Below are 13,806 nucleotides of genomic sequence, written 5' to 3'. Positions count from 1 at the left end.
AATCAGAGTGGAAATAAGTCGCGCACTCTTACAAAGGGGCTGCCAGATTCCGCTGCGGCGCGCGCCTTGCGCTCGATTAAATCCGGAAGCCCAATCGAGCGTGCCAGCGCATCATGAAGGTCGAGTCCGTCCATACAGATCACGCTTTTCCCTCCACCAAATGCGCTTAGACCGTCTGAACTGAAACCACTGTGGCTAACAAACAACCCTCGCGTCCAAGTCGCTTTTCCCTGTAATTTTCCATGAAACGCATGAAGTTGCTCGGCACCGACGGGCGCGGACTGCCATTTGGCCTCAAGCAGATAGGTATGAGGTCCGAGCTGAAAACTGCCGTCGATCTGTTCGCCCCGGTTTCGAAACGGCTCTCGAGGAGCGAGGTTGAACAGGGCGAATGCGTCCTTGAGAAACGCTTCGAAGGCGTATCCGCGAGGTTGAGGCGGTAGGGACGTCATCGCCACCAAAGCCTGGTTCAATCGCGCAAAAACCTCGGGATCGCGTGAAGATGGCGACGGTGGTCCTGTATCTATAGACGATGAAAGAGGCTTGCCGCCAAGGCGCGCGATTAGCGCGTTTACCTTGGCTTCCGCGTTGGGCATCGGATCCGAGTTCGGGGAGACAATGACCGTTCGGTATTCCCACAGAGCCGTCAGCAATTTCACGGCGCAGGCATCACTCGTCTGCTGCAGAAAATACCTTAGTCGCTTGCCCTTCGACGTGCCACCCGCGCGCCACTTTGGATCATCGATCTCAACGCCGAGTTCGGTACGAAAAAAATCCGCAAACGAACCGTCGGAGAAATCGAGAACGAAACCGACGCCTCGTGCAAACTCGACCAACTCTTCTACAATCTTGAGATCTATGGCCCTGATGCTACTAATTTTGACGCCCTCCCAAACGTCTTCTAACAATGGACGTTCGACGCTGCCAGTATGCGGTTGTTTAATTTTGAACTGGATCTCAGCGATCGGGTATTCGCTCACTGTTACAGATTCTCCACCTCAGGCTCACCGGATCGTGATCGCCAAATCCCGCCCACTCGCCGCAACATTCCCCGCCCAATCAGCCGCATAAACCCGCACCACATAATCCCCCGGCGCCAGCCCCGCCGGGTTCCACCCGCCGCGCTCGGCCCGGCCGTGCCGCACGACATTGCTGACGACGTAGAGCATGCGCGTCGGCTGGTCGCTATGGACCGTGTCGCCGCTGTCCGGGGCGTAGAGGATCTTCACCGCATCGGGCGTGGTCGGCATGCGATCCAGTTCGATCGTGAGGCGCGGCTGCGTGAAGCCGAGCAGCGGGGCACCGTCGGTTTTGAGAATCTGGAAGCCGGCCCTGTACAGGCCGAGGCGGCGGCGGGGTTCGTTGTTATCGACCTGGTCCCAGGCGTTGGCGACGATATCGAGCGGGCCGGCGGTGGCGGGGACGATGAGGCGGCCGTTCTGCAGCGCGGTCAGATATGTGCCCGTGGCGTCGAGCAGGCGCACGCCGTCGATATGCGGCGCGACATGGTCGGCGAAGCCGGGGAAGTGCAGCAGCAGCGCGTTGACCTTGGCGCGCGGCGCGCCGAGTTCGAGATGGACATGCGCCATGCGGTTGATCGTGCCGAGCGGATCGCCGACGCGGAAGCGCGTGCCGCGTTTGACGCGCACGCGCGTAACCTTGCCGGCGGCATCGCGGACCAGCGCGAAGCGCGCCGGGTCGAGCGGCGTTCCATCGGGCGAGCGGCCGACGCGCATATGGATATAGGTCAGCTGGTCGATGCGCAGGCCCTCGCCGAGACCCTCGGCATCCCAGCTCGGCAGCGGGTCCTGCACCTTCTCGTTGGCGGCGGCGAGCGCCTCAGCGCCCACGCCGGCGCGGATGTCGAGGCCGGCATGGAGATGGTCGCGGGGCTCGCCCTGATAATTGCCGCGCACCTCGCCCATGTCGCCGACCACCTCGTGCCAGGCGTTCTGTGGTGCGACCGGCCAGGGGACGACGGGCGCGCTGGCGAGCGCGGGCGGCGCCGAGCGCAGCGCGGCGTTCACCGCTGCGGCGCCGGCGCGGCGCGGGGTGAGTTTGCGGATGGCATAGGCCGAGGCATCGGCGACGTAGAGCGCGCCGGCGCGATCGACCGCGAGGCCGGTCGGGCCGATCAGCCGCAGCGCGGCGTTGCCGTCGTCGTTCGCGCCCGGGCCGGCCAGCACGCGCACCGCGCCGCCGGGGGCGATCTGCACGATGCGGCCGCGTGGCGAGGCGATATAGAGGAAGCCGTCCCAGGTTGCCGCCAGCCCGATCGGCTTGTCGAGCAGGCCGGCGCCGTTGCCGCTGTCGCTGCGCGCGATGGTCGTGACGCGGCCGTCGGGCGTGAGCTTGCGGATCGCGTCGTTGGCGGTGTCGGCGACGAACAGCGCGCCGTCACTGCCCAGCGCGAGGCCGGTCGGGGTGTCGAACGCGGCGGCGATGCCTGTTCCGTCGGCGAAACCCGGCGCGTCGCTGCCGGCCAGCGTGCGCACCTGGCCGTCCGGGGTGATGCGGCGGATCCGGTCATTGTAGCTGTCGGCGACATAGACATTGCCTTTGTCGTCGACCGCCACGCCGATCGGCCCGTTGAATCGCGCCTGTGCCGCCGGGCCGTCGCGGAAGGCGGCGGTGCCGTCGCCGGCGAGCGTGGTGACGGTGCCGGTCGGGTCGATGCGGCGGATCATGTTGGCGCCGGTGTCCGCGACGATGATGTTGCCGGCCTTGTCGAGCGCGATGCCCGAGGGCGTGTCGAAGACGCCGGGCAGGGTGGTGACGGTGCCGTCGGCGGCGATTTTACGGATGCGGTTGGTGTCGCCGGCGTCCGCCACATAGCGCGTGCCGTTGGGGGCAATGGCGATGGCGAAGGGGTCGCTGAAGCGGGCGGTGGTCGCGGGGCCGTCGCGGTGGCCGCGGATGCCGTCGCCGGCGGCGGTGGTGAGGTCGGCGGGCCAGCCGAAGCGGGTCGGGGCGGAGGAGAACCAGCCGAGGGTTGTCGCCAGCCATAGGGCGAGCCCGACCGCGAGGAGGAGCAGGGCGGCGAGGAGGGCGAGTTTGCGGGGGAATGTGCGGGGCATTCGAGGCGCCTTAGGGTGATTTGCGGCCAAGGTTAACTGCCGATGCCCGGCTTGTTTGGCGCTTGCGTCATTCAGGCAAGCAACAGTGTTCCTGCGCACGCAGGAACCCAGAGCCCAAAGCGGGGCGCCGGTGACCCTGGGCTCCTGCTTGCGCAGGAGCACATAGTGGAGGTGGCGGCTGCAACGGGATGCCCGGCTTGTTTGGCGCTTGCGTCATTCAGGCAAGCAACAGTGTTCCTGCGTGCGCAGGAACCCAGAGCCCACAGCGGGGCGCCTGTGATCCTGGGCTCCTGCTTGCGCAGGAGCCCATAGTGGAGAGGTGGCGGCAACAACGAGCCGCGCTGCAACCTCCCCCGCCGCGCGGCCAAAGAAAAACCGCCGCCCGGGTGTCCCCGGACGGCGGCTCTTCATTTCTTCGCCGAGGCGGAACGCTTACGAGTTGAGATACTCGCCGGCATCCTCGTCGGTGCCGTGGCCCGACGGGGTCACCACCGCCAGCGCGTCGCTGCCGGTGTCGTCGGCGACGTCGCGCAGCTTCTCGGCGGCGCGCTCTTCCGCTGCCGAGTTCGGGGCGATCAGCGAGGCCTGGAGGGCGCGTTGCTGGACGCGGAGTGCGGCGTCACGGCTGGAGGCCGCCACGCGCAGGCGGTTCATGCCCGCGCCGGTGCCGGCCGGGATGAGACGGCCGACGATGACGTTCTCCTTGAGGCCGATCAGCGTGTCCTGCTTGCCCTGGACCGCCGCCTCGGTGAGGACGCGGGTGGTCTCCTGGAACGACGCCGCCGAGATGAAGCTGCGGGTCTGCAGCGACGCCTTGGTGATGCCGAGCAGCACCGGCTTGCCGACCGCCGGGCGCTGGCCCTTGGTCAGCTTGCTGTTGATGTCGTCCATCTCGTCACGATCGACCTGCTCGGCGGCGAGCAGGGTGGTGTCGCCACCGTCGGTGATCTCGACCTTCTGGAGCATCTGGCGAACGATCACCTCGATGTGCTTGTCGTTGATCTTCACGCCCTGGAGACGATAGACCTCCTGGATTTCCGACACGAGATATTCCGCGAGCGGCTCGATGCCGAGCACCTCGAGAATGTCGTGCGGATCGGGGCTGCCGCCGATCAGGTTGTCGCCACGCTTGACGTAGTCGCCTTCCTGAACGTCGATGACCTTCGACTTCGGGATCAGATACTCCACGACCTCGCCGCCATCGTCCGGCTGGATGCCGATCTTGCGCTTGGCCTTGTAGTCCTTGCCGAACACGACACGGCCCGAGACCTTTGCGATGATGGCATTCTCCTTCGGCTTGCGCGCCTCGAACAGCTCGGCCACCCGCGGCAGACCGCCGGTGATGTCGCGCGTCTTGGCGGCTTCGCGGCTGACACGTGCCAGCACGTCGCCGGCGCTGACCGTCGCACCATCGTCGACCGACAGCACCGCACCCGGCGCCAGCATGTAGCGGGCCGCTTCACCCGAACCGCTGTCGAGCAGGGTCAGGCGCGGACGCAGATCCTCCTTCGACTTGGTCGCGGCGCGATATTCGATCACGACGCGCTGGGTGATGCCGGTCGCCTCGTCGGCCTGCTCGGTGAGCGTCTTGCCCTCGGTCAGGTCGACATATTTCACGATGCCGGGGTTTTCCGTAATCACCGGCATGGTGAACGGATCCCATTCGGCCATGCGATCGCCCTGCGAGACGATGTGACCGTCGTCGAACATGACATAGGCGCCGTACGGAATACGGTGCACCGCGCGCTCGCGGCCTTCCATGTCCATGATGACCAGCTCGCCCGAGCGGCTGAGCACCACGCGACGACCGCGCTGATCGATGATGATGCGCAGATCGCGATAGACCATCGTGCCGTCGCTGACCGCCTCGAGGTTCGACTGCTCGTTGAGCTGCGCCGCGCCGCCGATGTGGAAGGTACGCATCGTCAGCTGGGTGCCCGGCTCACCGATCGACTGGGCAGCAATGACGCCGACCGCCTCACCGATGTTGACCGGCGTACCGCGGGCGAGATCGCGCCCGTAGCACTTGCCGCACACGCCGATCTTGGTTTCGCAGACCAGTGGGCTGCGGATCTTGACCGCCTGCGTGCCGATCGCCTCGATCTTGGTGATCATCGGCTCGTCGAGCAGCGTGCCCGAGGGGATGACGATCTCGCCGGTCTTGCTGTCGACGATGTCCTCGGCCGTGGTGCGGCCCAGGATACGCTCGCCGAGCGAGGCGATGGTGGTGCCGCCCTGGACGATCGCGCGCATTTCCAGCGCACGCTCGGTGCCGCAATCCTGCTCGATGATGACGCAATCCTGCGACACGTCGACCAGGCGGCGGGTGAGGTACCCCGAGTTCGCCGTCTTCAACGCCGTATCCGCGAGACCCTTGCGGGCGCCGTGGGTGGAGTTGAAGTACTCAAGGACGGTCAGGCCTTCCTTGAAGTTCGAGATGATCGGCGTCTCGATGATCTCGCCCGACGGCTTGGCCATCAGCCCGCGCATACCGGCAAGCTGCTTGATCTGCGCCTGCGAACCGCGGGCACCCGAGTGGGCCATCATGTAGATCGAGTTGATCGGCATTTCGCGGCCGGTCTCCGGATCGATCTTCACCGAACGGATCTCGTCCATCATGGCGTTCGCGACCTGGTCGCCGCAACGGCTCCAGGCGTCGATCACCTTGTTGTACTTTTCCTGCTGCGTGATCAGGCCGTCCTGATACTGCTGCTCATAATCCTTCACCTGGTCGCGCGTGTCGTCGACCAGCGCGATCTTGGCTTCCGGGATGATCATGTCGTCCTTGCCGAACGAGATGCCGGCCTTGAAGGCGTGCTTGAAGCCCAGCGACATGATCGCGTCGGCGAACAGCACGGTCTCCTTCTGGCCGGTGTGACGATAGACCTCGTCGATCACGTCGCCGACGTCCTTCTTGGTCAGCAGGCGGTTGACGGTGTCGAACGGCACCTTCGAGCTCTTCGGCAGACACTCGCCGAGCAGCATGCGGCCCGGCGTCGTCTCGTAGCGCTTGAGATACTGGTTGCCGGCCTCGTCGGTCTGCGGGACGCGGCTGATGATCTTGGTGTGGAGCGTCACCGCGCCGGCCTCGATCGCCTGATGCACCTCGGCCATGTCCGAGATCATCATGCCCTGGCCCGGCTCGTTCTCCTTCATCATCGACAGATAATAGAGACCGAGCACCATGTCCTGCGACGGCACGATGATCGGCTTGCCGTTGGCGGGCGACAGGATGTTGTTGGTCGACATCATCAGGACGCGCGCTTCGAGCTGGGCCTCGAGGCTCAGCGGGACGTGCACGGCCATCTGATCGCCATCGAAATCGGCGTTGAAGGCCGAGCAGACCAGCGGGTGAAGCTGGATCGCCTTGCCCTCGATCAGCACCGGCTCGAACGCCTGGATGCCGAGACGGTGAAGCGTCGGCGCGCGGTTGAGCATGACCGGGTGCTCGCGAATGACTTCGTCGAGAATATCCCAGACTTCCTTGCGCTCCTTCTCGACCCACTTCTTGGCCTGCTTCAAGGTCATCGACAGACCCTTGGCGTCGAGGCGGGCGTAGATGAACGGCTTGAACAACTCGAGCGCCATCTTCTTGGGCAGGCCGCACTGGTGCAGCTTGAGCTCGGGGCCGGTCACGATGACCGAACGACCCGAATAGTCGACGCGCTTGCCGAGCAGATTCTGGCGGAAGCGGCCCTGCTTGCCCTTGAGCATGTCGGACAGCGACTTGAGCGGGCGCTTGTTGGCGCCGGTGATCGTGCGACCGCGGCGGCCGTTGTCGAACAGCGCGTCGACGGCTTCCTGGAGCATGCGCTTTTCGTTGCGGACGATGATGTCCGGCGCGCGCAGTTCCATCAGCCGCTTGAGGCGGTTGTTGCGGTTGATCACGCGGCGATACAGATCGTTGAGATCCGACGTCGCGAAGCGGCCGCCGTCGAGCGGCACCAGCGGGCGCAGTTCGGGCGGGATGACCGGCACGACCTCGAGGATCATCCATTCCGGGCGGTTGCCCGAATCGATGAAGCTCTCGACGACCTTCAGGCGCTTGATGATCTTCTTGGGCTTGAGCTCGGACTTGGTGACCGCGAGCTCTTCGAGCAGGTCCTTGCGCTCACCCTCGAGATCGAGGCTCTCGAGCATGATGCGCACGGCTTCGGCGCCGATGCCGGCCGAAAAGGCGTCTTCGCCATATTCGTCCTGCGCGTCGAGCAGCTCGTCCTCGGTCAGCAGCTGATACTTGTCGAGCGGGGTCAGGCCCGGCTCGATCACGATATAGGCCTCGAAGTACAGCACGCGCTCAAGCTGCTTGAGCTGCATGTCGAGCAGCAGGCCGATGCGCGACGGCAGCGACTTGAGGAACCAGATGTGCGCGACCGGGGCGGCGAGCTCGATATGGCCCATGCGCTCACGACGGACCTTCGAGACGGTGACCTCGACGCCGCACTTCTCGCAGACGATGCCCTTGTACTTCATGCGCTTGTACTTGCCGCACAGGCACTCGTAATCCTTGATCGGACCGAAGATGCGCGCGCAGAACAGGCCGTCACGCTCGGGCTTGAACGTGCGATAGTTGATGGTTTCCGGCTTCTTGATCTCGCCGAAGCTCCACGAACGGATGCGGTCGGGGGACGCGATGCCGATCTGGATCTGGTCGAAGGTCTCCGGCTTGGCGACCGGATTGGCGAAGTTGGTCAGTTCGTTCATTCTGATTCTCCAGTTCCCCTCCCGCTTGCGGGAGGGGTTAGGGGAGGGACTGTTCTGCTCGTCGAGGGTGGCCGTCCGTCAGGCCCTCCCCCGACCCCTCCCGCGAGCGGGAGGGGAGAAGGCAACTTACTGCGCCGCGATGGCGACGCCGTCGTCGTCGAACTGTTCGAGGCTCTTGAGCTCGACGTTCAGACCCAGCGAGCGCATTTCCTTGACGAGCACGTTGAAGCTCTCCGGAATGCCGGCCTCGAAGGTGTCGTCGCCCTTGACGATCGCCTCATAGACCTTGGTGCGGCCGACCACGTCGTCCGACTTCACCGTGAGCATTTCCTGCAAGGTATACGCCGCGCCGTAGGCCTGGAGCGCCCAGACCTCCATCTCGCCGAAGCGCTGTCCGCCGAACTGCGCCTTACCGCCCAGCGGCTGCTGGGTGACGAGGCTGTACGGCCCGATCGACCGGGCGTGGATCTTGTCGTCCACGAGATGGTGCAGCTTGAGCATGTAGATATAGCCCACCGTCACCTTGCGATCGAACTTGTCGCCGGTACGTCCGTCGAACAGGTCCGACTGGCCCGAGGTATCGAGCCCGGCCAGCGCCAGCATCGCCGAGACATCGGCTTCACGCGCACCGTCGAACACCGGCGTCGCCATCGGCACGCCGCCGCGCAGGTTCTGCGCCAGATCGATGATCTGCTCAGGGGTGCGGGCGTCGATCTCGGCATGGTATTGCTCGCCATAGACCGTCTTGAGGCGATCGCGGACCACCTCGGGCATCGCGCCCGCCTTGGCATCCGGATTGGCTTCGCGCCAATCCTCGAGCGCCTGGGCGATCTGACCGCCGAGACCGCGCGCGGCCCAGCCGAGATGCGTCTCGAAGATCTGCCCGACGTTCATGCGCGACGGCACGCCCAGCGGGTTGAGCACGATGTCGACCGGCGTTCCGTCGGCGAGGAACGGCATGTCCTCACCCGGCAGGATGCGCGAGATGACGCCCTTGTTGCCGTGACGGCCGGCCATCTTGTCGCCCGGCTGCAGCTTGCGCTTCACCGCGACGAACACCTTGACCATCTTGAGCACGCCCGGCGGCAGCTCGTCGCCCCGCTCGAGCTTCTCGCGGCGATCGTGGAACTTGTCCGTGATCACCTTGACGGCATCGTCATACTGGACCTTGACCGCTTCGAGATCGCTCTGCGCCTTGTCGTCGGCAACGGCGAACTTCCACCATTCGTGGCGGTCGACGCTGTCGAGCAGGTCCTGATCGATCACGCCGCCCTTCTTGACGCCCTTCGGCGCGCCGGTGGCGGTCTGGTCGATCAGCATCTCGCGCAGCCGCGACCAGGTCGCGCGGTTGAGGATGCTGCGCTCGTCGTCCGAGTCCTTCTTGAGGCGCTCGATCTCTTCGCGCTCGATCGCCATCGCGCGCTCGTCCTTGTCGATGCCGTGGCGGTTGAACACCCGGACCTCGACGACGGTGCCGGCAACGCCCGGCGGCAGACGCAGCGAGGTGTCGCGCACGTCGGACGCCTTCTCGCCGAAGATGGCGCGGAGGAGCTTCTCCTCCGGCGTCATCGGCGATTCACCCTTGGGGGTGATCTTGCCGGCCAGGATGTCGCCCGGCTCCACTTCGGCGCCGATATAGACGATGCCCGCCTCGTCGAGGTTGCGCAGCGCTTCCTCGCCGACATTGGGGATGTCGCGCGTGATGTCTTCCGGCCCGAGCTTGGTGTCGCGCGCCATGACCTCGAATTCCTCGATGTGGATCGAGGTGAAGATGTCGTCCTTGACGATACGCTCGGAGATGAGGATCGAATCCTCGTAGTTGTAGCCGTTCCAGGGCATGAACGCGACGAGCGCGTTGCGGCCCAGCGCCAGCTCGCCGAACTCGGTCGACGGGCCATCGGCGATCACGTCGCCGATATTGACCACTTCACCGACCTTCACCAGCGGACGCTGGTTGATGCAGGTGTTCTGGTTGGAGCGCTGGAACTTCATCAGCGTGTAGATGTCGACGCCCGACTGGCCGGCCTCGACCTCACCCGTCGCGCGGATGACGATGCGGGTCGCGTCGACCTGGTCGACGATGCCCGAACGCTTGGCAGCGATCGCGGCGCCCGAGTCGCGCGCCACAGTCTCTTCCATGCCGGTGCCGACAAACGGCGCCTCGGCGCGCACCAGCGGCACGGCCTGACGCTGCATGTTCGAGCCCATCAGCGCGCGGTTGGCGTCATCGTTTTCCAGGAACGGAATGAGCGATGCCGCGACCGAGACGAGCTGCTTGGGGCTGACGTCCATCAGTGTGATGTTGTCGGGGATCGCCATCAGGAATTCGCCCGCCTGACGCGACGAGACGAGTTCCTCGACAAAGCCCTTGGTCGAATCGAGCTCGGCGTTGGCCTGCGCGATGGTGTGCTTGGCCTCTTCCATCGCCGACAGATAGACGACGTCGTCGGTCACCTTGTGGTCGACGACCTTGCGGTACGGCGTTTCGATGAAGCCATACTTGTTGACGCGGCTGAAGCTGGCGAGCGAGTTGATCAGGCCGATGTTCGGGCCTTCCGGCGTCTCGATCGGGCAGATGCGGCCATAATGGGTCGGGTGAACGTCGCGGACCTCGAAGCCGGCGCGCTCACGCGTCAGACCGCCCGGCCCGAGCGCCGAGACGCGACGCTTGTGCGTCACTTCGGAGAGCGGGTTGGTCTGATCCATGAACTGCGACAGCTGCGACGAGCCGAAGAACTCGCGCACCGCGGCAACCGCAGGCTTGGCGTTGATCAGGTCGTTGGGCATCACGGTCGACACGTCGACCGAGCTCATCCGCTCCTTTACGGCGCGCTCCATGCGGAGCAGGCCGACGCGGTACTGGTTCTCGAGCAGCTCGCCGACCGAACGCACGCGGCGGTTGCCGAGATTGTCGATGTCGTCGATCTCGCCCTTGCCGTCCTTGAGGTCGACCAGCGTCTTGACCACGGCGAGGATGTCCTCGGCGCGCAGCGTCGTGACGGTGTCCTCGACGTCGAGTTCGAGACGCATGTTGAGCTTGACGCGACCGACGGCCGACAGATCATAGCGGTCGGGATCGAAGAACAGCCCGCCGAACAGCGCTTCCGCCGTTTCGAGCGTCGGCGGTTCGCCGGGGCGCATGACGCGGTAGATGTCGGACAGCGCCTGCTCGCGCTCCTCGGCCTTGTCGACCTTGAGCGTGTTGCGGATCCACGGACCGGTCGTGACATGGTCGATGTCGAGCAGGTCGATGCGGTCGATCCCGGCCTTGTCGAGCAGTTCGAGATTCTCTGACGTCACTTCGTCGCCGGCTTCGATGTAGATCTCGCCGGTCGATTCGTTGATCAGGTCATAGGCCGAATAACGACCGTAGATTTCCTCGGTCGGGATCAGCAGCGTCTCGAGACCGTCCTTGGCCGCCTTGTTGGCGGCGCGCGGCGAGATCTTCTGGCCCGACGGGAAGATGACTTCGCCCGACTTGCCGTCGACGATGTCGAACATCGGCTTCTGGCCACGCCAGTTCTCGGCCGCGAACGGGATCTGCCAGCCACCCTCGCCGCGCACGAAGGTCACGCGGTTGTAGAAATAGTTGAGGATGTCCTCGGACGTCATGCCCAGCGCATAGAGCAGCGCCGTGACCGGCAGCTTGCGCTTGCGATCGATGCGGACGTTGACGATGTCCTTGGCGTCGAACTCGAAATCGAGCCACGAGCCGCGATACGGGATGACGCGCGCGGCGAAGAGATACTTGCCCGAGGCGTGGGTCTTGCCGCGGTCATGGTCGAACAGCACGCCCGGCGAACGGTGCATCTGCGAGACGATGACGCGCTCGGTGCCGTTGATGATGAAGGTGCCGTTGTGCGTCATGAGCGGCATGTCGCCCATGTAAACGTCCTGCTCCTTGATATCGAGGACCGAGCGGGCCTCGGTATCGGCGTCCACCTCGAACACGATAAGGCGCAGCGTAACGCGCATCGGCGCGGCATAGGTGATGCCGCGCTGGCGGCACTCGTCGGTGTCGAACTTGGGCGGCTCGAGCTCGTAGTTGACGAAGTCGAGTTCGGCGGTGCCGGCGAAATCGCGGATCGGGAAGACGCTGCGCAGCGTCTTTTCGAGACCCGAGATATAGCCCGTCGACGGATCGGACCGCAGGAACTGCTCGTAGGATTCGCGCTGAACCTCGATCAGGTTCGGCATCTGCACCACTTCGTGGATGTTGCCGAATACCTTGCGGATGCGGCGCTTCATCGTGCCACCGTCGAACGCTTTGGTTGCCATGTAATAGAGCCTCGTCAGCCAGAATGTCGTGCTCGGTTGCCACCGGGCGGGCACGCGAAACGACGCAAAAAAGCCGCGCATCTCCGTGTTCGGAAGATGGCAGCTCTCCGGCGTCGTATGAACCAAAGCCCCCATGCATGCGACACGCTGCGCGACGGCGTGTCATTTCCCGGAGCTGTGGCGATGGCAGCCATATAGGTAGCGTGTTGGAAACTGTCAAACGGCGCGATGTCAACGGGCTGATAGCCCCGAGTCGTGCTCCGCTGATCGGTCATGTCGCCCGGTTCATCGCAATTCCGAACCGATCGCGGGTCGAAATGCCGGTTCCCTTCATTGAGTCCGCGTTATGAAACACACATTCCCCCCGCATCGCCGCGCGCTTGCCGCGCTCGTTCCAACCCTTGCCCTGCTCGCGGTTCCGGCCGTGGCGCAGGAGACGCCGACCACGGTTGCGCCGCCGGTCGTCGTGCAGACCGCGCCGGCTCAGGCTGCGCCGGCGCCCGTACCGGTGCAAAGTGCCCCCGTGCAGACGGTGCAGACCGAGCCGGTCGAGGCGCCGCCGCCGCCCGAAGCCGTGGCGCCCCGCGCGACCGCGGCACGACAGCCGGCGCCCCGCGCGACGCCGCCGCGCGCCGCATCGCAAAGCCGCGCAACCCAGACACCGGTGGCGCGTCCCAGCGCCGCGCCCGTCGCTGCGCTTCCGGCCCCCGTGTCTGCGCCGGTCGCGGCCACGCCGGAAACGACCACCCCCGTCACCACGCCCGCGCCGGCTGAGCAGACCAGCGCATCCACAACGACCGAAACCACTACCGCCACGCCTGCCAACGAAGCGAGCAAGCCCGGCTTCTGGAGCTCGCCATGGCTGGCGTTGCTCGGCGTCGGGCTGATTGCCCTGGTCGGCCTGCTCTGGGCCGCCCGTCGTCGCCGCGCCGCCGAATATGACAGCTATGACGAGCCGGTCACGTACGAAGAACCGGTTTATGAGCCGGTTGCTACGCCCGTGATGGTGGAGCCGGTGATCGCACCTGCCGTCAGCCCGTCGATCGCGGCGGAAGCAGCACCGGCCGCGATCATGCGCGGCGAGCCGCAGTTCCTGCGTCGTGCCGCCCGCGTGCAGCCCGAGCCCGTGGCACCCGTCGTCGACGATTCGGCTTCGGCCGCTGCCGTGGCCGGCACCGGCGAACTGGTTGCCGCCGACGCAGGCGATGTGGCGGCCTTGACCGCCGGCGATGCGCCGGTCGCTGACCGCCCATGGCTTGAAATGGCGATGCGCCCGTTGCGCGCCGGCACCAATGTCGACGAGGCCGTGGTCGAAATCGAACTGACGATCGGCAATTCCGGCTCGGTGTCAGCCGACGATGTGCGGATCTCCACCTTCATGTTTGCCGGCGCGCCGGCCGACGAAGAGATGGACCGCCTGTTGCTCGAGCGTGACGGTGACGTCCCCGCCGTGCGAATCAAGCCGGGCGAAGGACGCACGCTGGAAGCGACGCTGGCCATGCCGCGCGCCTCGCTGAACGGATCGGTGTCGCCGGTCATCGTCGCCGATGCGCGCTATTCGCTGCCCGATGGCAGCGAGGGCCGGACGTCCGCCTCGTTCCGCATCGGCGTGAGCGACGACGGCGGCGATGTGACGCCGATCCCGATCGGTCGCCCGCACATGCATGACGAGGTGACGGCAGAACTGTTCGGGGTGCCCGAACACGCCTGATCCTGCCAGCGCGCAGATGCAATCGTCGCGCCCGGG

5 protein-coding genes are annotated in these 13,806 nt (G+C 65.5%); 1 reads left to right on the top strand and 4 read right to left on the bottom strand.

The window, feature by feature from the left end; genetic code table 11:
* Positions 1-2 precede the first annotated feature (2 nt).
* The 4 genes from U1839_RS03765 to rpoB form a co-directional block, all read right to left on the bottom strand.
* Entirely contained in the window at positions 3-980 is a 978-nt protein-coding gene (locus U1839_RS03765; RefSeq protein WP_332802334.1) for a restriction endonuclease, read from the bottom strand.
* Positions 981-1,004: 24 nt separating this feature from the next.
* Complete coding sequence (locus U1839_RS03760) at positions 1,005-3,077, bottom strand: NHL repeat-containing protein (RefSeq protein WP_332802333.1); 2,073 nt, start codon at positions 3,075-3,077, stop codon at positions 1,005-1,007.
* A gap of 432 nt (positions 3,078-3,509) precedes the next feature.
* Positions 3,510-7,781, bottom strand: a complete 4,272-nt coding sequence (gene rpoC / locus U1839_RS03755; protein WP_332802332.1) for a DNA-directed RNA polymerase subunit beta' — start codon at positions 7,779-7,781, stop codon at positions 3,510-3,512.
* A 126-nt stretch (positions 7,782-7,907) separates the two neighbouring features.
* On the bottom strand, positions 7,908-12,059 hold the full coding sequence (gene rpoB, locus U1839_RS03750; protein WP_332802331.1) for a DNA-directed RNA polymerase subunit beta: 4,152 nt from the start codon (positions 12,057-12,059) through the stop codon (positions 7,908-7,910).
* Between the two features lie 346 nt (positions 12,060-12,405).
* On the opposite strand from rpoB, the gene U1839_RS03745 reads away from it, so the two are divergent.
* Complete coding sequence (locus tag U1839_RS03745; RefSeq protein ID WP_332802330.1) at positions 12,406-13,770, top strand: hypothetical protein; 1,365 nt, start codon at positions 12,406-12,408, stop codon at positions 13,768-13,770.
* Positions 13,771-13,806 lie beyond the last annotated feature (36 nt).

This window comes from Parasphingomonas halimpatiens (genome assembly GCF_036663795.1).
Taxonomy (GTDB): domain Bacteria; phylum Pseudomonadota; class Alphaproteobacteria; order Sphingomonadales; family Sphingomonadaceae; genus Sphingomonas.
This window is presented reverse-complemented; position numbering and strand designations above follow the sequence as displayed.

Coding starts and splice junctions, on each gene's coding strand:
- rpoB (WP_332802331.1), bottom strand. CDS start 12,059: ATGGCAACCAAAGCGTTCGACGGTGGCACGATGAAGCGCCGCATCCGC.
- U1839_RS03745 (WP_332802330.1), top strand. CDS start 12,406: ATGAAACACACATTCCCCCCGCATCGCCGCGCGCTTGCCGCGCTCGTT.
- rpoC (WP_332802332.1), bottom strand. CDS start 7,781: ATGAACGAACTGACCAACTTCGCCAATCCGGTCGCCAAGCCGGAGACC.
- U1839_RS03760 (WP_332802333.1), bottom strand. CDS start 3,077: ATGCCCCGCACATTCCCCCGCAAACTCGCCCTCCTCGCCGCCCTGCTC.